This is a genomic window from Tunturibacter psychrotolerans (assembly GCF_040359615.1).
In the GTDB taxonomy this organism is placed as follows: domain Bacteria; phylum Acidobacteriota; class Terriglobia; order Terriglobales; family Acidobacteriaceae; genus Edaphobacter; species Edaphobacter psychrotolerans.
On the sequence record NZ_CP132942.1, the window covers coordinates 1,480,481 to 1,505,819 of the forward strand.

General features: G+C 53.6%; 15 protein-coding genes. 7 read left to right on the forward strand and 8 right to left on the reverse strand.

Annotation, left to right across the window (positions count from 1 at the left end; translation table 11 throughout):
- The first annotated feature begins 60 nt into the window (after positions 1-60).
- The 4 genes from RBB77_RS06080 (at position 61) to agaR (ending at position 13,043) form a co-directional block, all read left to right on the forward strand.
- Entirely contained in the window at positions 61-1,401 is a 1,341-nt protein-coding gene (locus RBB77_RS06080) for a malectin domain-containing carbohydrate-binding protein (RefSeq protein WP_353065577.1), read from the forward strand.
- 1,139 nt (positions 1,402-2,540) lie between these two features.
- Positions 2,541-8,627 carry a malectin domain-containing carbohydrate-binding protein gene (locus RBB77_RS06085; RefSeq protein WP_353065579.1) on the forward strand — a complete coding sequence of 2,029 codons (6,087 nt, stop codon included), beginning with the start codon at positions 2,541-2,543 and terminating at the stop codon, positions 8,625-8,627.
- Positions 8,628-8,898: 271 nt separating this feature from the next.
- On the forward strand, positions 8,899-10,440 hold the full coding sequence (locus RBB77_RS06090; RefSeq protein WP_353067584.1) for a WD40 repeat domain-containing protein: 1,542 nt from the start codon (positions 8,899-8,901) through the stop codon (positions 10,438-10,440).
- 1,772 nt (positions 10,441-12,212) lie between these two features.
- Entirely contained in the window at positions 12,213-13,043 is an 831-nt protein-coding gene (gene agaR / locus RBB77_RS06095) for a transcriptional repressor AgaR (protein WP_434557105.1), read from the forward strand.
- Between the two features lie 482 nt (positions 13,044-13,525).
- Here agaR and RBB77_RS06100 read toward each other — a convergent pair whose 3' ends face one another.
- Entirely contained in the window at positions 13,526-13,648 is a 123-nt protein-coding gene (locus tag RBB77_RS06100; protein ID WP_353065581.1) for a hypothetical protein, read from the reverse strand.
- A gap of 74 nt (positions 13,649-13,722) precedes the next feature.
- Positions 13,723-13,968, reverse strand: coding sequence for a hypothetical protein (locus tag RBB77_RS06105; protein ID WP_353065583.1), 246 nt, complete (start codon positions 13,966-13,968; stop codon positions 13,723-13,725).
- 1,366 nt (positions 13,969-15,334) lie between these two features.
- Here RBB77_RS06105 and RBB77_RS06110 point away from each other — a divergent pair.
- Complete coding sequence (locus RBB77_RS06110) at positions 15,335-16,396, forward strand: amidohydrolase family protein (protein ID WP_353065585.1); 1,062 nt, start codon at positions 15,335-15,337, stop codon at positions 16,394-16,396.
- Positions 16,397-16,450: 54 nt separating this feature from the next.
- Entirely contained in the window at positions 16,451-18,253 is a 1,803-nt protein-coding gene (locus RBB77_RS06115) for an MFS transporter (RefSeq protein ID WP_353065587.1), read from the forward strand.
- Between the two features lie 141 nt (positions 18,254-18,394).
- Here RBB77_RS06115 and RBB77_RS06120 read toward each other — a convergent pair whose 3' ends face one another.
- Positions 18,395-18,520 carry a hypothetical protein gene (locus RBB77_RS06120; protein ID WP_353065589.1) on the reverse strand — a complete coding sequence of 42 codons (126 nt, stop codon included), beginning with the start codon at positions 18,518-18,520 and terminating at the stop codon, positions 18,395-18,397.
- 698 nt (positions 18,521-19,218) lie between these two features.
- Between RBB77_RS06120 and RBB77_RS06125 the strand changes: the two genes are divergently transcribed.
- Positions 19,219-19,473 (forward strand): hypothetical protein, encoded by a 255-nt coding sequence (locus tag RBB77_RS06125; protein ID WP_353065591.1) that lies wholly within the window; start codon positions 19,219-19,221, stop codon positions 19,471-19,473.
- Between the two features lie 928 nt (positions 19,474-20,401).
- Here the strand turns inward: RBB77_RS06125 and RBB77_RS06130 are convergent.
- From RBB77_RS06130 to RBB77_RS06150, 5 genes are read right to left on the reverse strand one after another with little or no spacing between them, the layout of a single operon-like run.
- On the reverse strand, positions 20,402-21,517 hold the full coding sequence (locus tag RBB77_RS06130) for an aminotransferase class I/II-fold pyridoxal phosphate-dependent enzyme (protein WP_353065593.1): 1,116 nt from the start codon (positions 21,515-21,517) through the stop codon (positions 20,402-20,404).
- Positions 21,514-22,467 carry an adenosylcobinamide-phosphate synthase CbiB gene (cbiB, locus tag RBB77_RS06135; RefSeq protein WP_353065595.1) on the reverse strand — a complete coding sequence of 318 codons (954 nt, stop codon included), beginning with the start codon at positions 22,465-22,467 and terminating at the stop codon, positions 21,514-21,516. The genes RBB77_RS06130 and cbiB overlap by 4 nt, the downstream gene beginning before the upstream one ends.
- Entirely contained in the window at positions 22,464-24,056 is a 1,593-nt protein-coding gene (locus RBB77_RS06140; protein WP_353067586.1) for a cobyric acid synthase, read from the reverse strand. The genes cbiB and RBB77_RS06140 overlap by 4 nt, the downstream gene beginning before the upstream one ends.
- 17 nt (positions 24,057-24,073) lie before the next feature.
- Entirely contained in the window at positions 24,074-24,754 is a 681-nt protein-coding gene (gene bluB, locus RBB77_RS06145; protein WP_353065597.1) for a 5,6-dimethylbenzimidazole synthase, read from the reverse strand.
- Positions 24,751-25,329 carry a cob(I)yrinic acid a,c-diamide adenosyltransferase gene (locus RBB77_RS06150; protein WP_353065599.1) on the reverse strand — a complete coding sequence of 193 codons (579 nt, stop codon included), beginning with the start codon at positions 25,327-25,329 and terminating at the stop codon, positions 24,751-24,753. Before RBB77_RS06150 ends, bluB begins: the two co-directional genes overlap by 4 nt.
- Positions 25,330-25,339 lie beyond the last annotated feature (10 nt).

Consider the following 25,339-nt stretch of genomic DNA (forward strand, 5'->3'; position numbering starts at 1 on the left):
ATAAAACCCTGTCAATTGTTTGTCCATGAACGCTGAATTTAGTCACCGAAAGGCACTGTAATGAAGAAGTCATATCTTGTCCTATTGATGTTGTTGTCTCTGGGAGTCGGGGCGGCGTTGGCCGGACCCTGTCCTGCGCAGTTCCCAACATCGCGCGGCGACGGCACGGTCGCTGGTGTATCCGTTGCGGGCGGAACGCAGTACTACTTCAAAGACGCTCTGCTCAATGGCTTCGATTGCTTTGAGCAGTTGAGCTCCTGGTTCCCCTCCTATATCACCTCATCGAACGCGATGAATCCTGCCAAAGAGACAGTCGATATGGCCTATACGACCGAAGGCACGGCGACCTTCTCGAACGTGGTAGTGCCGACCGCTGGCACCTACACTTTGACGTTCCGCTATGCATTCGCCACCGGCCTTTTCCCAGGTGTTTCGAATCGGCCCGAGGGCATCATGGTAAACGGCACTGTGATGACCTCGGATCTGAACTTCCCAGTCACAGGGGACTTTGACACGTTTAGTACCGTCAGCATCGTGGTCCCCCTAAACGCTGGCCAAAACACAGTTCAAGTCTTCAACGTGGCCACTCAAAGCATCTCCCGCCTTGACTCGATGACGGTCATCGCAGGCGGAAGCAATAGTTGCAGCGTCCTGCCTCAGGCGCCGAGTGGTCTAAGCGCGGCGGAAGACTCCAACAATGCGATTGCACTGACCTGGAACGCCAGCGCGGCACCTTTGGGCTGCACGGTAGGCTACTACAACGTGTTCCGTGGCGCCACATCAGGCTTCATCCCATCAGCCGCCAACCAGGTTGCAGCCGTGGTGTCCGGCACGACGTATGAAGATACGACGGGAATGTGTCAGACGCCTTACTACTATGTCGTGCAGGGAGTAGACCTGGCGGGGCTCTCGGTTACGTCAACCCAGGCCAGCGCTTCGATCAGCCAATGTCCGACAGTAAGCAGCGCCCAGATCAACGCAGGCGGTTCGGCAGTTCCTCCTTTTATTGCGGACGTAGATTTCGATGGTGGTTCTATTCTCACCCACAAGAACGTCATCGATCTCAGTGGTGTTATCAATGCCGCGCCGATGGCCGTGTATCAGGATGCTCGCCAGGGTAATTTTACCTACACGCTTGCTGGCTTTGTCCCTGGATCGAGCCACACGATAAGGCTACATTTTGCTGAAACATTCTTTTCTACTGCTGGTTCCCGCACCTTCAATATCAGCATCAACGGAACGCAGGTGCTGACAAATTTTGACATCTTCGCTGCGGCGGGGGCCAAGAATAAGGCAGTGATACAGGAGCTAACGGAAAATGTGGACTCCACCGGCACCTTCGTAGTTACGTTCACCTCGGTCGTCAACAATTCTTTGTTGAGCGCGATCGAAATTAACTAACATGCAAGATAGATAGAGTCCAGCCAGATTGCGACTCAGCCGCGATCTGGCTGACGATTTCCACTCGCTGCGACATCACCTCCTATGCTTGGATCAGCGTAGTGCAAAGTGGCGGCGCCTATTGCAGGGGTCTCCAGGATCGCTAAGCTCTCGTAAAGCAATACGACTCCCCCTAGAGGCATTCATGCAACAGTCATCATGGACCACGCCGACTTTGAAGAAATCTCTCCCTCAAATGCGAAATCGACTCCTACGCGCCGGTCGAACTGTAAAAGCAGGACTGACTGCGTACTAGAGTGTTGGGGCTGCCGGAGGTGGTGGCCTTGCTCAGTGGAATTACACGTGTGAGAGCTGTTCTGCTCTGCGACGCTCCTCATCGCATATCCAGTCGAGTGCGAATCGCAATAGGATATTAGGGCGCCAATTGGCGACGCTTGAAGCATTTGAAACGCGATCCTTCTGAGCCTCAGATTGCATCGCCCCAGCCCATCAATACCCTGCTTCAGGCCATGCGCGCTGATCCGGAAGCAAAATGCTAAGATAGTATCATTTTTAGTTACAAATAAAATGAAGAGTATAAGAAGATTCACCTTGAAAGGTTTACATAGGTGGATTTTGACAATAATTTGACATCTCATCGGGCAACGCCGATGTTCCGAGATGGTAAATTACACTTGCGATCAACTGCAACAAATCAACTAAAGTGCGATTCGAATAAGGACCAAAAAACGAATTAAAAAAAAGAATAAAAATAGCGCAGCAAAGAATCAAAGCAAACAACCAAGGCAGAATTAAAGAAACAAAGGAGGCAATGAAGAGCATGTACGACAGACTCCCATCATTGCTGATTTAGGAGTAAACGGCGATGCGCTTCGCTCGCCAAGGAACGCCTCCCCAAAGCTTTCCTCATCCTCCCCTGTAGGCCTTCATTCCGACCCGCTACGCGCGATTTTAGGTGTCTGTGTATGCCTTAGCCCTTTTGCGTCTTTTCCACTATGCACTTGAAGCAGTCCACAGCGCATACTCCCTGACGGCTTTCCTCGTTCTTCGCACGGAACTGTCTGTGAGAGAACGGCATCTGGTTATAGCTTGAGCGGAACTCAAGCTACGATCGTCACACGCTTTACCCGGAGATCATTTTGCGAATTTCATCGCTTGCACGCGCTCTCTTTCTCAATCTTATTGGTCTACTCTGTGTTTCCACGGCGCTTGCCCAGACTGATATCACTACCTGGCAAGTCGACACCAAGCACACGGGAGTGAACGCAAATGAGTCTGTTCTGAGCCCTGCGTTCGTTCAGACTCCGGGTAACTTCGTTCCTCTTTTTTCCGAGCAGGTGGATGGGCAGGTCTTCGCGCAACCGCTTTACCTGAGCGGTACGACGAGCAGCCTCATTCCGGGGGGGTGGGCGGATGGCAAGACGCACAACAATGTCGTCTTCGTTGTCACGGAGAATGCGACTCTTTATGCCTTCGACGCTGATGGAGACAGCAACTATCAGCCGCACACTGGGAGCTCCAATCCAATCTGGAAGTTGCACCTCGTGCCGACGAATAACACGACGGCAGTGCCCATTCCAAAGGAAGACGTCCATGCCGCTGATGACATTACACCTCTCTTTGGCAATACCGCAACACCGGTAATCGACCCAAAGCAGGGAATCATCTATGTGGTGTCTGCACTCAAAGACACCGGAACTCTTCCAGCTACCCATCCCTACGAACAACTGCTTTGGGCTATCAATTTGAAGTCCGGGCTATCTGTGGGTAATAGCCCTGTCACAATCAACCCCGAATTTAACGGCCAGTTTGGCGGGGATACTAACACGCCTTGTCCGGCGAACCAACCTCCTAATACACAGAATCAAGGTTGCGAGATGGATAATGAACCGCTTCCCGCAACGCCTGGAAGGATCCCCTTTTATCCGCTTCATTCGCACCTCCGATCGGCGCTAACGCTGGACAACTTCAATGGCCATAACACAGTGTATCTGGTCTATGCATCGCACAGCGATCAAACCCCATACTCCGGCTTCGTCGTGGGATACGATGCGACTACGTTGCAGCAAACGACTGCCTTTACGACGACCCCGGATAACACCTTCGAAGCGGGAATCTGGATGGGTGGTGCTAGTCCTGCCATCGACCCTGCATTGAATAAGATGTATGTCATTACCGGCAACGGCGGTAACTGGGACGCGCCTACGAATTCATTTTCACTGGGAACCAATTGGCCGATGAGCGTGCTCGCCTTCGATACGACCCCAGCAGGAACAGTAATGATCAATGGTCAACCTGAATTGCAGGTTCCCTTCGCTGATACAAGTGTATGGTTTACACCCGCGCAGTGGAATAACTTCAACGATGGAGATAATGACCTCGGTGCTGGCGGCCCGTTGCTCTTCGACACGCAGGCTCCGGATGGCAGTACAAAGCAGTTATTGCTGGGTGGGGGCAAACTCGGCATCATGTTCCTTCTTGATCGTACGAATCTCGGCGGAATAGATACGAAGGATGGCGCGCCACCGACCAATAGTAACGCTCCTAATTTTGTTACCTTTGAAAATAGTAATGTTGTTCAACAGCTTAACATTGCAGGACTAAGCACATTCAATACCCCCGCCTTTTTTAATAACCACGTCTACCTTTCTGGTGGGAGTTTCGGTGCTCTATCATTTCCGGTAGGCTTTAATTCTATAACCAACAGTTACATTTCCACCGCCAGCGAGGATGCCTCGCCAGAGGGTTCTTCGGGCAAAAATGCCGGAGTATTTATCTCTGCGAACGGTACAAGCAATGGCTTAGTCTGGCAGAACAGCAATGGCCTGCGCGCTTGGGATGCAAGCAACCTGAGGCAGGGTGCCATTTATAAGTCAGGCAACGTCGCGACAGACGATGCCGCACAGTCTTCCTGCCAAACGCCAACATTTTCGCTTCCGATTGTGTCAAATGGAAAGGCGTATTTCACCTGCTATCAAGCTCCCGCCCAGAGCGGACAGTTCACTACGACTAACAACGGCACCACCACCACAACATTATTCTCTGTGCCGTCAGACAATAGGCCAGGATATCTGTGGGTTTACGGCGCGCCCCCTGTTGCGGCAGGAGCTCCAACCCAAGTCCCGCTAAATGTTGCTGCGCAGGCTGATTCTGACTCGGAAGTGACTGTGACCTGGAGTGACCCGGATTTCGGTAGCCCGACAGCGCACACTGGTTTTACTATTTTTCGAGCAACATGTGCCGGCTGCACGCCTGCTCAGATTGCCACCACGCAAGGCCAGGAAACAACATTTGCTGATACGGGTATCAATGATAGCCTTCTGACCAACCCTTCGGCCTTGAGCCCGAATACGACTTATTTCTACTCGGTCAAGGCAACTAACCTATCTGGCCCATCAAACGCGAGCAATATCGCTTCTGCGACGACCTTTCAGCAATATTCCCAACCGGGGCTGGTTGCGTACTGGCCGATGGACGAAGGAGTTCAGCAGGGGATAAACGCGACTGGCTCTGTGGACCTTACCGGAAACGGCCACACTGCTGTTAAGACCCCTCCTCCAGCCAATGGGACGAATGAGGTTGAATCCAGCTCAACCGGGTATATCGGAGGATCGTGGAACTTCCACGGGACCACAGTTATGGACCGGCTCGTCGTAAGCAACTCTGCTGCTCTACAGTTCACAGCGCAGCAGAGCTTTAGCCTCGTGGCCTGGGTCAACCCAACAGTGCTGAATGGCTTTGGCATAGGCACACCTCCCAACGAACAGGGTGTCGACGGTGCTTCGATTATCGTGAAGTCGAGAGATCAAGGTAGTGAATACGGTCTTTGGATTAACACCAGCGGACAGTGGGAAGCACGCAGCGGTACTCCGGGTGCTCAAGGGACTGTTATCACTGGCCCAGCAGCAACCTCCGGCGTATGGACACAGTTGGCGCTCGTACAAGACGGCCCCAACAACAAGCGGTACCTCTATGTAAACGGTCAACTCGCAGGGCAGGGAACCGCACAGAATGCAAACGGAGGAGGAGATCTATGGTTCGGCCAACAAAATCTCTCTGACCCGAATCAGCAGGACGGATTCCAAGGCAACATTGACGAGGTCCGCATCTACAACACGGTCGTCACTCCAGCACAACTCGTGAGCGACTTTTCTGATCCTGTCTACCTGGCTACTTCCATTCAGAGTCACGCGGGGACCCCGGTAGGCATTCAATTCTTCCCGTTTGGACCATCCGGATTCCCGACCACAGAGACGCGTGTCGCTCCAAACCAGACCTACACGCTCCAACTGAACTTTGCCCAGCCGCTTTCAGCGGCTCCAGCAGCCGTGCTCAACGCTCAGCCTGGATCGACGCAGCTAGCGCAGGGAAGCGTACAGTCGGTCACGCTTGATTCATCTGGAATGATCGTGACCGTAACCCTTGCAAACGTACCAAACGCACAGGCGCTGCAGTTGCATTTGACCGGCCTCACGAGCGGTGCGTCGCTGAATGGAACCTACGATCTTCCTTTCAATGTTCTCGAAGGCGATGTCTCCCCCGACGGCGTAGTCAACGTAGCCGATCAGGAAGCAATTACGACTCTGATGACGAATTCCAACGGTCAGGTCAATCCGATCAACCAAATCACTCCGGCCAACGCACAGTTCGATCTAAACCTCGACGGAGTTGTGGATGGCAAAGATGTGAGCCTGGTGCCGAGTCTGTTCGGAGCCGTCCTGCCTCTGCAGGCGGATACGAACCTCGCGCTGCTCAAACAAACCTCCGCATCAAGTTTCAATGGAGGCAACACAGCTGCAATGGCAGTAGATAATAACCTGAGTACCCGATGGGAGAGCACCCAGGGTGTGGATCCACAATCACTTGTCATTGACTTGCAAAACACTGCGAATATCCACTCCATTATTCTCGACTGGGAGAATGCTGCTGGAGCCAACTATGTGCTGCAGACAAGCAACGATCCTACGGTTTTCCCTGAAGCGAGTACCCCAGACTGCAGCGCGGCCAACACCAAATGGACGACAGTAGTGAACGTTACGGGTAATACAAACGGTGGCATCAAGACGTACAGTGGTCTGAATGGAAATGGCCGCTTTGTTCGCATGTGCGGCACGACTCGGACGACACAGTTCGGCTACTCGCTGTTCGACTTCGAGGTCATCGGGTCCTTTGGTGCTGCAACCCCAACACCGCCAGTCATCACGAGTGCTCCGACTGCAACGGCGATCGAAGGACAGGCTTTCAGCTATGCCATCACCTCGAACGAGGCGGGTACGACCTTCACTACCAGTACTCTGCCCACCCCCCTTGCTCTCAACGGCGCAGTCATCTCCGGCACGCCAGCGGTCACCGGAAGGTTCCCCATCACGTTGACTGCAATCAACTCCACCGGCCAGACAGGCACGGCAACACTGACGCTGACCGTCAACGCTCCTACGCCAGTCATCACAAGTGCTCCCACTGCAACGGCAACAGTTGGCCAGTTGTTCAGTTACACGATCATGTCCAATCCAACCGCCTCGACCTTCAGTACCAGCACTTTGCCTACCCCCCTTGCTCTCAACGGCGCAGTCATCTCCGGCACGCCAACGGCCAGCGGAAGCTTCCCCATCACGTTGAACGCCACCAACTCCACCGGTCAGACAGGCACGGCAAGCCTGACGCTGACTATCAACCCTGCTGTTGTAACTCCTCCCGCAGCACCTACCAATCTGACACCGACTGCGGTCTCCTCAAGCCAGATCAACCTGAGCTGGACGGCGAGCACCACGTCGGGAGTTACGTACTCCGTATTCCGGAGTACCACCTCTGGCTTTACTCCCTCGGCGGCCAATCAGATCGCACAAGGCCTGACAACCACCACCGACTCAGACACGGGACTCACCGCCTCTACGACGTACTTCTATGTGGTAGAAGCAGTCAGCGGTGCCGAGTCAACACCATCGCTGCAGGCCTCAACAGAGACGCTGGCCGCTTCAGGGGTAACCGAAGTCATCGCAATCAATGCGGGCAGTGCGACAGCAGTGCCCGACTCCGCTAACAACGCAACCTTCATTGCTGATTCGGACTTCACTGGCGGTAACGATGATGTTACAAACCATGCCATCACCATACCCACTGCGATCGCAAGTATCGCTGCGCCCGCTGCGGTGTATGCAGATGCTCATCAAGGTGGTGTCACTTACACTATCCCCAACCTGTCAGCAGGCAACACATACACCGTGGTCTTGCACTTTGCTGAACTGTTCTTTACCGCACCAAACTCTCGCCTGTTCAACGTGTCGATCAACGGAGCACAGGTACTGACAAACTTTGATATCTTTGCGGCTGCCGGAAACGCCAGCTTCACGGCGGCTGTCGAGACCATTCCCAACATCACTCCTGTAAACGGTCAGATTGTCATCGCATTCACCAATGGCACGAACGACCAGCCTATGGTGAACGGCATTGAACTTCAGACAGGAGGGCCAGCCATACCGTCCGCGCCAACAGCCTTGACGGCATCAACAGGCGGGTCAAGCACAGTCAATCTGAGTTGGACACCGAGCGTCAGTTCGGGAGTCACATACACGGTCTTCAGGAGCACCACGGCGGGCTTCGTGCCGTCCGCGGCTACCCAGATCGCAAATAACCTTACAACGACTAGCTTCTCCGATACGAGTCTCACCCCTTCGACCATGTTCTACTACGTAGTCGAAGCGGTGAACGGCGCCGGAGTGCTCTCACCGCCTTCGCAGCAGGTTTCCACATCAACGGCAGCTGTGTCTACGGATGTGATTGCGATCAATGCTGGCAGCTCGACGGTAGTAGGCAGCTTCATCGGCGATACCGACTTTGTCGGTGGCAACGATGATGCTCCCAATAAAGGCATCACCATACCCGCGGCGATCGCAAGTATAGCTGCGCCAGCTGCGGTGTATGCGGATGCTCACCAGGGCGGCGTTATTTATACTATCCCCAACCTGTCGGCCACCAGAACCTACACGGTGGTCCTTCACTTCGCCGAACTTTTCTTCACAACGGCGAACTCTCGACAGTTCAATGTATCGATCAATGGAACTCAGGTGATGACGAACTTTGATATCTTTGCGGCTGCCGGAAATGCTAACTTCACGGCGACCGTTCAGAGCTTCGCCAACATCACACCTGTCAACGGTCAGATTGTCATTGCTTTCTCCAACGGTGCGCATGACCAGCCTATGGTGAACGGCATTGAGATCAAATAACCACTAACCACGACAGGTGAGACTTCAGCCTGTCGTCCTTCGAGGGTCTGCTGGAGCACTCCGTGCAGGCCCCGAATTAACATTGTAGAAAAGCTCAACCTTCGAAAAGGAATCGATGTTCTCTCTCTATCATCGGTCGCGATATCAGAGGCTTCTACCAGCCTCTGTCTTGATGCTCTCCCTGTCTCTGGCAAGCGGTAGTCTGGTGGCCCAGACGATCTCCAGCAGTAAAGAAGAGGCCGGGACACCTGTCGGCGTCACTGAAACTTCAATGGCGGTGGCCGATTCGTATGTAGATTATTTGAAAGCGTTCGAACTTGCAGAGACTGGTAGTAAACCGGCGGCGTTTCAGTTATTGGCAGAGAGCCTACGTCTGCAACCTCATAACTTAGCGGCTTCCCGTTTGGCTTTTCGTCTACTCACAGAACAGCGCGCCAATACCGCGCTAAGGCTTCAAGGCCATACAGGAGTGATGACGTCAGCGAGTTACAGTCCCGACGGAACCAGGATACTGACCACTTCGACGGACCACACCGCCCGAGTTTGGGACTCTCGCACCGGACTCCAACTTGCTCCATCGCTGGATCACGACGATGAAGTGGTCTCTGGAACCTTCAGTCGTGACGGACAACGAATCGCGACAGGTACGGACGGTGGCAAGATCGCGATTTGGGATGCCAGCACTGGCAAAAGACTAGTCTCCTCCATGGAGTTGTTGGGTTCTGCATGGTCGGTGAGCTTCAGCCCAGATGGGAAGATTATCGCAGCCGCATCAGAGGCGGGGAAGGTGCGTACATGGGATGCAGCAACCGGCAAGCCTTTGTTTCCTCTCATCGAATACCACGAGTCTGCTTATAGTGTCAGCTTTAGCACTGATGGAAGGTTGCTCTTAATTGCGACGGGGGACGACTACGCTGATCTCCGCGACTCACGCACAGGGAAACGCACCTTGAGATTGCCTCGCCGCAACAGCATTTTCAGCGCTCAATTCAGCCCAGATGACAAGAGGGTTGTGACGGCGTGCGCAGATTCGACGGCAGAGATATGGGATGCCCACAGCGGAGCTCCAACCGCGGTCATCATGAATCATGGATTCGGAGTAGGATCCGCAGAATTTAACAGCGATGCTTCGCTCATTGTCACTGCATCGAGAGATCACACCGCCCGAATATGGAATGCCAACAACGGTAAGTTGATGGTGTCTCCTCTGCAGCATCCTGCAGTTGTTGGTAGGGCGTCATTCAGTCCCGACAGTAGGCTGGTCGCAACGATTGCTGGAGATAAGGCGGTTAGACTTTGGGATACACTCTCCGGAGATCAGATTCAGCTTCCGGTCGTTACACCTGATGGATCTCCCAACTTCTCATTTAGCCCGGACGGATCATCTCTGTTGATCGCGGGAGGCTCGTCTGGCTGGGTTCTTGATCTGCCTCCAAACGACGAGGCTCCTTCCTGGCTTGCTAATCTTCTCGACTTCGCATCCACATCGAATAACTTTGATCAAGCAAGGAAACCAGATCTTGTCAGGATGGAAGCTGTTCGAGTTCAACTAAACAGCTCGAAGACAAACGATCCATGGACACTTTTTGGCAAATGGTACTTCGCTGATATAACTCAGCGACCCATTTCGCCATGGAGCCATGTGACTCTTGAGAGTTATGTCAACTTACTGATCGCGAAGGGCGATCGTTCATCGCTCGAATACGCTAAAGCTCTCTCGCGTCCCTTTCCGAGTTGGTTAGCTAAAGTGAATTCGTCGCTTGTAAAACTCCCACCCGAACAGCCTTATTCGTCAAGGAGTGTAACGAAATGAACGCGCCTTTGTGAGTCATATAGCCGGTTTCTCACTATTGGTCATGATCTTGATGTTCTACCGATCAATGCAGACAGGGATTGGGAAAGGGAGGTAAGGAGTTTCCCCAAGCGGCTGAGCGAGGCGATGGAGGACGAAGGTTTAAATTCGGGAAGCCTGATTTTTGCAACCGTATATTGATTGAGGAAGCTATCTCGGAAGGCTGAGTCACGGTAGGCTTCGGTGCATCCGGGGCGCAGTGTGGACAAGGCACCCGCTACATTGCCCATGGTTTGCGGCATGCAACGGGCTTTCGTCTTTGAGGTAGAAGTTCAGGAAGCCTGCGTTGAAGCTGTCCCCAGTGTCGATTGTGTCGACCCGGTTCCCCCCCGGAAGCGAAGGCACCCAGTCCGCTTCTTCCCCTGTTGCACGACAGCACCACGATCGCCGCACTTTACAACGATCAAAGGAACGCGGAGTGCCAGAGAGGCGAGCGACTCTTCCAGGATGGGTTTTTTTTTTGGCGATCCGCAATATTCATTTTCGTTTGGCAGAAGAACGTCGATTCTGTCGAGGAGCCGATCGAGAACGCTACCCCAAAAGTATCGTTAGTATCCAGGTAAAGCATCAGCCCAGCCTTTTTCAATTGATCAGAGAGCTCGGGCAAGTCGGGTTGAAGATCTGTCTGCAGGAAAAAGTGAGGAGAAATGAAAGTGCCGCGAGGAGGTGAGGTAGGCCAAATCCAAATCAGCAACGGTTATCGCGGCGATGGCTCCGAGATAGGTCAAAATGTGACGTCGCTGCCCATGAGGCAGAAGCCCAGTTACGCGAGTGCCCACGTCCCCTCTGGAGGTTATGTGAGATAGATCTACGCCACTTTCGCCCAGACGGGTCAAAGCTATCTCTCCCATTTCATCGCGACCGACCTAGGAGATGAATCCTACTCGGCTGCCAAGCGCAGCAAAGCTATGAGCAAGAATAGAGGAGGATCCCCCGAGGGTTTACCTTGAATCCGGAGCCGAGGAGCTCTCTTTCCGTGGACATCTGTTCCGGCAGGCCATACCTCGACGCCCTGCAATCGTGATGTCGAAACGCCTTTGATGTCCGCTCGGTGGCGTGGCCGGCATAAAACCTCTTATTGTCTTGTTGCGTTGTGCTGAGTAGAGTTATTAATATTCTTTTGTTTAGCTCCGATTTTGATTCAAAATGCATTTTCCCTACTATAAATAAATCCTGTAATATCCCTTTCAGGTTTTGTTGATTTGCTTGTCGAAAAACAAAAGGCCCGAGGTCTTTTGTTTACTCCGCGTGAAATCGCGCAACAGCCAGTCACTTGAGTGACGACGTTTCAGATATTTCGGCAACATCAGGAACGGATTTGCAGCTTCTTGGAAGAGGCAGGTGTTCGGGACAAGCTGGAAGGCTGACCAGCGGTTATGCTCATTGGAGCCTGCACTTCGGATTATATTGGCCACGCACCGGAGCTTTGCTAAGGCAAAAGTGGGGCTGCGAAGTATCCGTATGTGCGAGCACGGACCTGTTGCCCTGAAGTCACGATGCCCGAAAGCATGTGCAGCCGCTATCTATCGTCGCAATACGCACGGCTGCGAAACAAGCAAATAGAGGGCGATCCGGCGTCATTGATCGTAGACCGCATTAAGGAAGTGCCCCGTGTCTATGCAGCCGGATGCAACCAGGGCGCTGCTCTTCAACCTTTCCTTTTAATTCGGAATTGCCTATGCGAAAGCTCCGTGGTACTGTTCGAAAGTTGCCACACAGGTAAATTGAACTTTATGCAGCGAAAAGTCGCTTCGAAAGCCTCGCCAAAGGTGCCTCCAGCTGAGTTCGAGAGTGGCACGCAAATGCTCATCGAAGAACGTCGCCAGCATATCCTTGCTCTGGCACAGCAACAAGGTCGGGTTCTGGTCGAGGAATTGTCGGAATCCCTGGGGATCTCCCGAATAACAATACGTAAGGATCTCGACTACCTTCAACGCAAGGGCGTGTTGCAGAGAACTCACGGTGGTGCGTTGCTTCCACAGTCGGGGACGCTTTTCGATCCATCGCTCAAGGAGAAGGAAGGGCGTCACTTGCAGGAAAAGCAGCGGATAGCGATCGCTGCTGTAAACCTTATCCAGGAAGGCCAGTGCGTTCTGCTCGACTCAGGGACGACTACTACAGCCATCGCCAAGACGCTGAAGAAGTTTTCGCATCTGACCATCATTACCAATGCGATAAATATCGCCGCTGAACTAAGCGGGACTGACTTCGAGGTGCTCCTCACCGGAGGTTCGCTGCGCAAGAACTCTTTCTCCCTGGTCGGGCCGCTCGCAGAGGAGATGCTTCACGACATGCATGCCGACATCCTATTTTTAGGGGTCGACGGATTTGACCTCGAAGTGGGCCTTACGACGCCGAATGTAATGGAGTCGCGGGTTAATCGTGCGATGGTCAAAGCGGCCAAGACGATCGTTGCGGTTTGCGATTCGACTAAATTCAATCGCCGGAGCTTGTCGAAGATCGTAGACGCAACTTCGATTCACCACGTCATTACCGACAACAATCTTTCGAAAGAGACGGCGGATGCCCTTCACAATCTGAACATCAAACTCACACTCGTCTAGGCCGAATCTGGGAACCGGGACCACCGCATAATCTGCAGCCTTCGCATTCCAGGCTGATTTTACTTCGGTTTGCCTAATGGGCTGGCACGGCCTCAAGAGTGATGGCCTCAAACGGGGCGAGATGAATCGAGAATCTCTGATCTTTGCGCATCTCCGCGGGGAATTTATGGTTCGAGTTTTTTTCGTCCCTCCAAACACTATGTACTTTGTAAGTGGCTGGATCTGGCGGCTGGAGTTCAAAGACCTTGGCTACATCTATGCTGAATTCCTGCGGACTATTCGACGGATTTCTCAGGGTAAATCACACCCTCTCGCGGGCTCCCCGCCGCCCATCCGTAGATTTGCAGCTGGTCCGGATCACCCCCAATCCGGTGGACAACTTTGAGAGTATCGGCATGTGAACGGCTCCATCGAGCCGCCTCTGCAAGCGTGTCCCAATTTGTAGGCGATAAAAGCGAAGGCGTGATGTACATCTTCTGCAGTTAGGTTCCTGTGCCGAAGTAGGAGTGAACCTCGTCAGCGAAGTCGTTGCCTGGATCGGTGGTTAGATACTTTGCCTGTTTGGCATAGACAATACCGTGAAGCATCAGCGAGTTGAGCGGCAAGAGTGGACCCTGGCGAACAACATTCTTGTAGGTCTGTGCATCGCGATATGTGATCCAACGCTGGCGAGGTGTACCTACCCCTGAGAAGTCGTGATCTTCTCCTCCACGCCAGATAGAATCGGCGTAAAAAAAAGCCAGAACGGAGAGGCTGTCGTACCGGTCGTGAGATTGACAAAGATGGTTGGCTTCTTTTTTCGGAGCCGTTCGATCAGGTGGATCGCGGCATCGAAGTCACTGTCAAAGGCGCTTCCTGGAAAAACACTGTCCGCATTGCCAGTCCCGTCGAACTTAAACTGATTGACGTTGTACTGATCGATCATAGTGAGACAGGTGTTCTCAAACTTCTTAAAGTACTTCGGCCCGGATAGCGCGTAGCCATCGTTAAAAAACTCGTATCCATGTTTGCGACCATACGCAATGCGCTGCTTTTTTCATCAGAATAACCGCCCCATGGGGAAAGCCAGACGCCGATGCCGGCCCTGTATTGAGCCGCCGCCGCCCCAGCCTTCGTGAACCCGTACGGGAATCCAGAGTTAAAGCCCCACAGTGTAGCTGGATCGTCCCATCCATCATCGAAGAGGAAAGAATCAAGCTGAACGTGCCGCGCTACTGTTAGCTGCTGACCGAAGGCGTTGATCCGATCAAGCGCTCCTTTTTCGTCGAATCGGTTTTGATAGCCAAGATCGAACCAGGAGTTGCAATGCAAAAAAGGTTGATAAGGCCGTGGACGCTCACTCTCTATATATCTGAGAAAGGCACGGCGGAGCTGGCCGGCTCGCGAGGTGCCAACCACGGAGGAGTATGTGATGCTTTGGCCGACGCGAAGAGGTAAATCGCGAAAGAGAGACGCCGTAACCTCATGGTCTCGCACCGCGCTGACGGAGAGCGGATTTTCAAATCCGAAAAACATATTTTAACTAACCACTGGGAGCCTTTGACTGTGCCTTCCACGTGCGCCGTTGGATCGTCAAAGTCAAGCAACCGAACCTCTGCGATGGGTAGATCCTGAGTGGTGGCAACGATGTTGAGTAGCTGTCGGGCGTAAGCTTGTCCCGGCTGCACGATAACGCACCATTGAAGACGAGCTGGCAATCGTGGCGTGGTAAAGCTCCAGCAAGCGCTGGTTGAAGCAGTCCTATCCTTACGTGATACTCGCAGGGACTGATGCGGGTCCGTTGCCAGTATTGAGTCCGATGCGCGGGTTGCCTCCATCTCCGTGAACGAAGCACACTCTTGTCTCTCAAGACAAGGATGAAGGATTCTGGCAGATCAATTGTTCTGTTTGAAAAGCCATCATGGGCCTGAAGACCGGCAAAATGATGGTTGGTGACTTTGATGCCGAGAGACAGGTCCCGGGCGTGCAGCAAGGTGTTGCCTTTGGCAAGGGCGCTCTGCTCCTGAGCAAAGCCGGATAGACCATTGCAAAGCAGAACAGGAAACAATGAGCCTAACAGGTTGCGTCTAAATTGACAGGAGAGGGAGTTTAACACAGTACGTTAGCCCTGAGTTCGATGATTGAAGTGATTATCTTTTAACATAAAACGAAATATATAGAAATGATGATATGTTTCGTTTTATAGTTTCGCTTATTGTGACCTCTTCCACATGCCGGAGCTTTACTTAGGAGCTAACGACCACGAAAGAGACCATCGAATCGAAAAGCAAAGCCTTAGGAGCGAGGAATTGATGTCGGAACAGAAAGCACAAGACAAGTTTATCGCCATGGTATCGGCAAGGGCCAACGTCACGCTTCCACTCAGCGACTTTCACCCACGTTGTATGCTGACCACTCCACGCCACGAATTGTTACGACCACGCTTCCCGGCCATTGACTATCACAATCACCTGGATGCGCAGGATCCAAGGCGCGTGCTGGATATCATGGATGAGTGCGGAATCGAGCACATCGTCAACATCACGATGAAGGTGGGAGAAGAGGCTATCCGCATGATCGATCGTTACCGGTCGGCGGATGCTACACGCTTCTCGACGATCGGCTGGATGGATTGGTCAGGCGTCGAGCGCGACGATTTTGTTAGCGTAAGCATCAACAGACTTGAGCGTTTGGTGGAACATGGAGCCACCGGATTCAAGTTCTGGAAGGATCTCGGCTTGTCCGTGCGTGATGCAAGCGGACAGCTCCTACACGTTGATGACGAACGTCTTGCTCCGATCTTTGACAAAGCCGGCCAGCTTGGCATACCGGTGATGGTGCATATTGGAGACCCGGAGGCTTTCTTCCTTCCAATTGATGCGAACAACGAGCGCTATGAAGAGTTGGCCGCTCATCCAGACTGGAGCTTCTTTGGCGCCGAGTTCAGCAAACATGAGTTGCTCAACCAGCGGGACCGCGTCTTCAAGAGACATCCAGGAACAACTTTCGTCGCCGCTCACATTGCCGAGAATGCAGAAGATCTTCAGCGCGTATCCGCGATGCTCGATGCGAATCCAAACGTGTTGGTGGATATTAGTGCGAGGGCCTCTGAACTAGGACGGCAACCCTACTCGGCACGGAAGTTTTTTCTACGTTTTGCAGACCGAATTTTATTCGGCGCCGACCTCGTTCCAGAGGTCGAGATGTATCGTCTCTACTATCGTTTCCTGGAGACGGAGGACGAATATTTCGAATACCCCACCCACGCATCTCGCCAGGGACGTTGGAACATCTATGGGATGGACCTGCCGGACGATGTTCTACGGAAGGTCTATCGAGATAATGCATTGCGTTTGTTACCAAATTTGAAGTGAAGATTGGGAGCATGAATGCCCCTGAGATACTGCTGGCGGGAGCAAATAAGACCTATGATCTCTGGACCTAATTCCTCTTCCGCATCAGCCTCAAGTCAGCGCAGCTATAACACTTTGCTCTTGTGCGTGGCCGGACTCGGCGGTCTCCTCTATGGGGTGGACATCGGAATCATCGGGGGAGCGCTGCCGTATCTGGAGGCGACGTCAGGGTTGAATGCCGGACAGCTTTCGGTGATTGTGGCGGCTGTCCTGCTCGGCAGCGTCATTTCGACCATCTTCGCCGGGCTGCTCGCGGACTGGATGGGCCGCAAACCAATGATGACTTTAAGCGGACTCGTCTTTGTCGTGAGCATTCCCGTCATTGCACTGTCCCATGGCTACGGTCCACTCTTTGTTGGACGACTCCTGCAAGGAGTTAGCGGGGGATTTATCGGCGTGGTGGTACCGCTATATCTCGCGGAATGCCTCGCTTCAACCAATCGAGGTAAGGGAACGGGAATATTTCAGTGGCTGCTTACCCTTGGTATCGTTGCCGCAGCATTGATCGGGATCTACTACAGTTATCGCGTTGAGGCCGTGGCGCGTGCGTCTGATGCGGCGGCGCTGTTTCAGGTCAAAGATCGTGCGTGGAGGCATATCTTCTGGATCTCGCTGCCGCCCGGAGTTCTATTCGTTCTCGGTAGCATCTTCGTCACTGAGTCACCACGCCACCTGTTTCGCACCGGCCACCGTGAACGAGCCATGACGGCACTGCTTCGTTCGCGAACTCCGGCAATGGCGGAGCTCGAGTTCGGCGAGATGGAAGAGCGTTCGCTGAACGTCGGGAGACCGGATGGATCAAGTGAAAAGAACGCGGAGAGCCTCTTGCGCAGAAAGTACGCCATTCCATTTGTACTTGCTTGCGTGATTCTCTTCTGTAACACGGCGACCGGCGTCAACTCTATCATCGGTTACAACACAAGCATCCTGCTACAAAGCGGCCTCTCCGATTTAGCAGCGCATTGGGGATATGTCATCTTTACCACCGTGAACTTCCTGATGACGATCGTAGGAATGACACTCGTCGATCGCAAGGGACGCAGATTTTTGCTCATCCTGGGTAGCACAGGTCTGATGGCGGCGCTGATCACAATCGGAGCTCTATTCTGGCAAACGGAAAAATCCAATCTCGAGTGTCGCGGCGCTGTTCAATCTCTCGTAGGGCCGCGACAGGAGTTGATTCTTAAGTTCGGTCAAGCGGAAGCCGATCGTCTCCTGGCGGCCAGTGGTCACGAAGACACGGCCTCTCTCAGTGCACATGCATCACTGGCGGTAATCTACTCCTACGGAGGCTTTACCGGGGCGACTACCTTCGTCCGCTCTGACGACCCTTCGGCAGAGCTCATCCGGATCACTCGAGCAAGCTCCATTCCCGCAACCAGGGTCGAAGCTTTCTTCAAGAATCCTTTCTCTGATCTCGACGCTGCTCGGACCGCCCCTTTGATAATTGAGCGAGCGCGAATCGGTCAAATTCCTGACCGTGCTCACGGATATCTGGTGGCGCTCGCTCTGTTTACGTTCATCGCTTTCTTTGCGGTAGGGCCTGGCGTGTGTGTCTGGCTTGCGCTTTCGGAGTTAATGCCGACGCGAATCCGCTCCGTCGGAATGAGCGTCGCGCTTGTGATCAACCAGCTCGTATCGACCACACTGGCAGTTCTGTTTCTCCCTGTTGTAAGTAAATACGGCTACTCGACTATGTTCTTTCTCTTTGCCGCGTTCACGGTGATCTACTTCATCACCGCCACCTTCTTTCTTCCGGAGACCAAAGGAAAGACTTTGGAGCAGATTGAGCAGCACTTCGAAGCTTTGGGAAGCTAGCCGCGCCGCTCCTCCAAAAGTGCACATCCATGGAACGGCGAGGCATTTTCTAAAACTGTTTCGTTTGCCCAACGAACAAGTGACTGTTACGAACGACGGCACAACATCAGCCGAAGTGTAACCACAAACTCGAAGGAGCGACTACGTTGTTGCAGGCTTGAACCCCGGCATCTCCACCGTCAAGGTTGAGACGCCCGGCTTTTCCGCGATCATGAATTCTGGAGTGGTTCTCGCCTCCCAGCAAACTCTGCGGACTGATGTGACCATGAAGGTCGGCGCTCTCCTGACGCACTTCTTTTCCGGAGGCCTACGCGGCGCCTCCACGGCAGAGTCCGCGGGAAATCTGCACAGGAAGCCGTTGCTGAAAAGCCGTTCGCCGATTTCGACGCCGTATGGGCAATGGCATCATCAACAGCGAGCAGGGGGTCCAAGTCGTCTATCTGACCCTTTGAACTCTTCACGGACGATCCGAACGACCAACCAGAGCGTTACAAAACAAAAGGAGCAACAAATGAGTTATTCGATGAAGCCTATGCGAGCAGTACGAGCAATCTCTCAATCGCTCTCCATCGCTTTCTTGCTGTTTACGTGCGGCGTGCTGTCAGCGCAGACCGAAGAGAATCGCGTTCGGAATATTGTTCTGGTTCACGGCGCCTGGGCAGATGGTCTGGCAGGAAAGGTGTCTAAGATCTTCTTGTCAAGGATGGTCACAAGGTCAGCATCGTCCAGGAGCCGGAGACGTCCTTTCAAGACGATGTGACTGCCGTGAAGCGTATTCTCGCGCTGCAGGACGGACCGTGCATCCTTGTCGCGCACAGCTATGGGGAGCCGTAATTACGGAAGCGGGAAACGGTCCATCGATTGTCGGCTTGGTGTATATCGCGGCCCACATGCCGGATTCAGGTGAGAAAGAGTCGGACGACGGAAAGCGCTTTCCGAGCGACCTCGCCAGATCAGGCGCCATAATGAAAACGCCTGACGGTTTCACCTATGTTGACCCCGCGCAGTTTCATGAATTGTTCGCAGGTGACCTTCCCGGCGACAAAGCCCGCTTTCATGGCGCGCTCGCAGGTTCTCAACTTTGCGGACAATTTCTCAGCGACAATTACCACGGCTGCCTGGAGAACCAAACCGAGTTGGATGCTAGTTCGCGGGAAGCGATCGAACCATCAACCCGGATTTGGAGCGTTGGTATGCTAATCGAGCTCATAGCCACATAGTCGAAGTCGCAGGTGCAAGCCACTCAGTCTACGTCTCGCATCCCAAGAAAAGTTGCAGATGTAATTGAGAGTGGAGCACGTGCGGTCTCGAAAGAGGCCCGGACTCCGCAAGGAGTCTCCACCCCCGGAAGAACCAAAATGAAACTTCTCGAAATTCAGTCGTCACCAAGAGGCGAATCTTCCGATTCGATCGCCTCACCAAATCATTCATCGAGGCGTGTAAATTCGACAACACCTCGATCGTTGTAGATACGTTGAACGTCTGGCAAGAACGGCTACCGGAGTTCGACTACGAGACAATTGGAGCGAAGTACAAAGCAGTAAAGAACGAAAGGATGACTGAAACAGAGGCAAACGTATGGGAGCGTATTCAGTCCTTGATCCAACGCTTTCAGAACGCCGATCGAATCGTCTTAGGAACTTACGACGGCAAACAGTACGGCCCTCTCTTGAAGGTGGAAAAGGCAATCGTCGTCTGTACACGCGGTTCACGTTCCCGGAAGGTACCTCTATACCGCCCTCGCGTTTCGATCACCACGCAACCTATCTGACTCTCCGATGTGGAACTTTGGACTGCCTTACAAGCTCAAACAATTGATTGATCTCGTGGCGCAGCGAAACCTTTTGGTTGCAGCTTGTCGGTGTTCGAGATCTTTCGGACCGTGATTGTTGGCAACGCGTGAAATCGAGATCTTCAGGAATCAGAAGTGAGCATCGCGAAGGGCAAAGCGACTCTGGAAGGACTGGTTGAGTGATTTCTTAACTAGGTCTGTGACCGCGCATTGCGGTTCCTTCGTAGCCGAACTGCATGTGTGGCTTCTACCCGGCGAAGCGCCAGTACATGGTCACTCGGTCGCGCGTTGGAGCTTTTTGTTCCGAGCAAAAGTGGGCCGGAGAGGGGTCAGGGTTCGAACCCCTCCCCCTACCATCATCTATTCATTCGTGCCAGCACTCGCTCCAGGCCGTGAACCAATCTCTCATTTTCTGCTTCCGACCGAACTGCGGTCCGTAGGTGCACCGGTGCGAGTCCTTCGAAGTTGGCGCAGGAACGAAGCACAATCTGCTCCTCCGCGGTCATCTTTTCCCAGAGCAGATGGACGTCCACATGTGCAGCGAATCGAAGCAGCAAAAAATTTGTGCTCGAAGAATAGGTAAAGATCTTCAAGCGAGCCATTTCTCGCTCTAGCCAAGTCCGTCGCAGATGATTCTCTCGACGGGTCTCCTCTGCATAGGCGCTGTCTTCGAGAGCGGCAGAGACCGCCTCTGAAGCCAAACTCGAGATAGGCCATGGAGCAAGCCTGTTGTTCAAATTCCGAATAGACGAAGCACTACTGACCGCGTAGGCCACACGCAGCCCGGGAATCGCAAAAAATTTCGTTACCGAACGAAACACGACTAGATTTTCCGACTCGATTGCGGATCGGGTTAAGGATTGGGTCGGAACATAATCTATGAACGCTTCATCGAGCAGCACCTTGATTCTGTGCTTCGCTGCCATTTCGATGAGGTCTCGCATAATGCCGGCTTCACAAAGTGCGCCAGAAGGATTCTGCGGATTGGCCAACAGAAGTGCGTCGCAATCATCTTCCAATGCAGCTCGTAGCAGCGTTTCGGGCTGGTAGGAAAATCCCTCTTCCTGGGCCAGATAGTATCGAGCGACCTCGACACCAGCGTTCGTGAGAGTTTGCCTATACTCACTGAATGAGGGGACAGGCAGAAGGCAACGTGCAATCTTGAGTGAACGCAGAGCGGCTTCGAGAAGCGGCACAAAACCGTTGGCGACTGCGGTATTCTCGGGGAGGATTTCCGAGGCTTCTGCCAAAGCTTTCTTGAGTTCGGTCAATTCAAGATCGGGATATGCAACTAGAACGGCAGGATCCGCGAGGGCCTGCTGAAGTGTGATGAACACCGACGCGGGAGGGCCAGCTGGATTGATGTTGGCGCTGAAATCAATGAGCTGTTTCGGCTCGAGCCCATACCGGGCAGCGATCTGACGAAGTTGACCGCCATGTGTTGGCAAGAAAATCTGCGCGGGTGGCGTCATCGTCGTCCTCGGTGCAGCAACAACGCAGTAAGCGCTCCGACTACCGAGACAACTGCGACCATTCGAATTGACTGCTTTGCCTTCTGTACCCTTGGTCGCGCAAATTCCTCTCCAATGAGAGGCGAAGCCAAAAGCTCGCCCGCGTAATGACTCTCACCGCCCAAACGAACCTGAAGTGCGCCGGCAATGGCGCTCTCCGGCTGTCCGGCATTCGGACTCTTGTGTTTGGCTCCGTCGCGACGCCATGTTTCAAGCGCAGCTATGGGACTCGCATCTTCTATAAGAGCGGCGGCGGTAATGCCCAGGGCCGTCAGTCGGGAGGGGAGAAAATTGGCAACGTCATCCAGCCGCGCAGCTATTTTGCCAAAGTAAAAGTATCTATCGTCTGCATGGCCGATCATAGAGTCGAGCGTGTTGACCGCCTTGTAGGACATGGCGAGCGGAACCCCTCCGATCGCCATATAAAAGAGAGGCGCGATGACACCATCCGAGCAACTTTCTGCGACGGTTTCGATCACCGCGCGGCTAATATCCTGTTCGTTCAGCGTCTGAGTATCGCGACCGACGATTCTTGAGAGACGTTGTCGCGCCAGAACGATCTCGTGTTTTTCAAGAGCGTTTACTACAGCAGAGGCCTCATCGTGCAGACTGCGCGATGCGAGGCATGTCCAAGCCAAAAGCGTCTCTGCGACGAACCCCAACCGCCTGTCTCGTTCCTTCATCCAGGCGATAGTCTTCGCGGTACTCAAATAAACCACCACAACCATGCCGAAGGTCAGCACCCCGCCCGCCGCAAGCTCGGCCGCGGGAGTCTGCCCAGGCCTCCGTAAAATTCGCTCTCCCTCTTCAATTCCTCTACCAATGACCCGCACGGGATGCGGAAGCCATTCAGGATCTCCGGCTATCCAGTCGAACAAATACGCCGCAGCAAGAGCGCTTCGACTACTCATCTCGCCACACCTGCACTTGGTAGTCGTGCAGACATATCTTCCGAGGGATGCGGATCATAAGTGAGACCAGCCCATGCGAAGATTTCTCGCATGTCGAGCGCACTCTCGACCGCGTGAGCGAGTCGATTGAGTGAGTCTTCTCGAAGCTGCTTCCATGGAGTTACTTCACGAGGTGGCGAGAGTCTGTGAAACCCGCGAGCGGCATTAAGAAACTGATGGCGAAAACAGTCTTCCTCGAAGATTCCATGAAGGTAGGTACCGAAGATGCGCGTGTCGGAACTGATGCATCCGTCTCTGCTTGTTTTGGACGGTTCGTCTTTGCATGCAAGATTCGAGAAGTGCTTTGCTCCCACTTCATAGTTGGTATATCCGATGTGAATTTCATACCCTGCAAGGTGCGTCTGTGTAATTTGCTGTTCGAATAAAATTTCGGCCGCCATCTCTCCGTGCGTATTTCGAGTTACCTTCTCCGTCTGCATAACGGTGCGAATCGGCAATAAGCCAAGTCCCGCAACCGATCCACTATGCTCCATTCCGGACGGGTCGCAAATCGCGTTGCCGAGCATTTGCATACCTCCGCAGATACCTACAATAAGACCTGTATGGGCGTACTGCTGCAACGCAATATCCAAACCGGTGTTTTTTATCCAAAGTAGATCATCCACGGTCTGTTTGCTGCCCGGCAGAATAACTACATCAGCCAGGGCAAGTCCTTCGGTAGTTCGGCAAAACAGCAGAGACACCGACGGTTCTGCACGCAAGGAATCAAAGTCAGTAAAGTTCGAAAAAGATGGCAGTGCAATCACAGCTATCCGTAACGCACGGTCAGCCGAACTGTCTGAAGCGTCCGCTGCCGTCCAATTAGTTTTAGTTGTAGCCGGCAGCCCCAGGCTGTCTTCTTCTTCGAGCATCAGCGAAGGCAGATAAGGAATGACTCCCATGCACGGCTTCTTCACTCGTTCTTCCATCATTTGTATGCCTGGCTCCAGCAAGGTTACGTTGCCACGGAATTTATTAATCGCGAACCCGCGAACGCGCTCCCGTTCCTCAGGGTCTAGCAGTTCGAGCGTGCCAAGCAGCGAGGCGAAGACTCCTCCACGATCGATGTCGCCGACCAGCAGGCAGCTGGCATCGGCCATCTCAGCCATTCGCATGTTCGCAATATCATGCTGCTTCAGATTGATCTCTGCGGGCGAACCGGCACCTTCCAGAATGACGACATCGAACCGGGAGGCAAGAGATTCATAGCTCTCGCGCACGGCCGGCAACAATTCCTCTATGCGTCGTCGATGATAGTCCGCCGCAGTTACTCGCCCCCAAATCTTTCCGTGCACGATCACCTGCGAGGATTGATCGCCGGACGGCTTGATGAGAATAGGGTTCATATGAACCGATGCCGCAACTCCAGCAGCCTCCGCCTGCAGCGCCTGCGCTCGACCAATCTCGAGCCCTTCAAACGTGGCCGCCGAGTTTAAAGACATATTCTGCGACTTGAATGGCGCAACGCGATAGCCATGCTGGGCGAAGATGCGGCACAGAGCTGCGGTCAGCATGGACTTGCCGACATGCGAGCCGGTGCCCAGAACCATGATCGCCCGCGCTCTCGTCAAGCCAGCCCTCCTTCACTCCAGTCGCTGTCGTACTGGTCGAGGGAGAGCACACTCTTCAACGGCGTTCTCTTTTCCCAACCAGCGCGCTCCAAATCGGGCTCTTTTGAAAATGCATTCACGTAACCGAGGCACAGATAGGCTACCGGTGTAATTTGATCCGGAATCCTCAGAGTGCTGCGTAATAATCCTGGCTCCAGAATGCTCACCCAGCCGACGCCAACCCCCTCAGCTCTTGCAGCGAGCCACAGATTTTGAACCGCGCATACGGCCGAGTAGATCGCAGTCTCAGGCATGGTACGTCGCCCCAGTTGATGCCCTTGACTACTCTGCGAATCGCAAACAATGCAAAGATTTTGTGGAGCTTCGAGAATCCCTTCGAGCTTTATGCCCGCGTAGTTCTGCTGTTGTTCCCCTTCGTAACTCGCTAGCGCTTGCTCATTAGCTTTGAGAAAAATCTCATGTACCTTCCGTCGCACAGCGAGGTCGCGCACCACAATGAATCGCCACGGCTGCATTAGGCCGACGGAAGGTGCGTTGTGTGCGGCCTCCAACAGCCGATGCAATAGTTCGTCTGGAATGGGCTCCGGCAGAAAGCCGCGGCGAACGTCTCTCCGCTCGCGGATGGCTCGATAGACCGCCCTCCGCTCATTCTCATCGAAGTCCTCTGCTCTGGTCATTTCCATGCCCTTGACCACTTCGGTCCTGCAGTATCGCCACTGCGCAAGCGTGCATCCACGCCGGCCTTGACCTCAATGAGCCTGCCGAAGAGCCAGATCACGTCAGACAACCGATTGAGGTATGCGAGTATCTCAGGCTTGAGTTCTACTCCGCTGTTTGCAAGCCGCACCGCATTGCGTTCTGCTCTGCGGCAGACGGTGCGAGCCACCTCATACGCAGCTGATTCGGTGTGTGCCCCAGGTAGTGACCAATCAGCGAGGATGCCTTCGGTCGCTTCAATCTGGTGCACCAACTGCGTTAGTGCTTCAACATCTTCCGGCAAAACAGCCGGCGGAGATTTCTTGCTCTCCGGAGGAGTAGCCAGAGCCGATCCCACCCGAAACAGCGTGCGTTGAATCGTTTCGGTCCAGTCATATATCTCTTTGTTCGTGCAGATGCTTCGGGCAAATCCCAGAGTCGAGTTCAACTCATCAACCGTGCCGTAAGCCTCCACTCGCAAATCTGCTTTCGAGATGCGAATTCCGCCAGCTAATCCAGTCTGTCCGCCATCTCCACGTTTTGTTGCGATGCTCATGCTCTTTCTC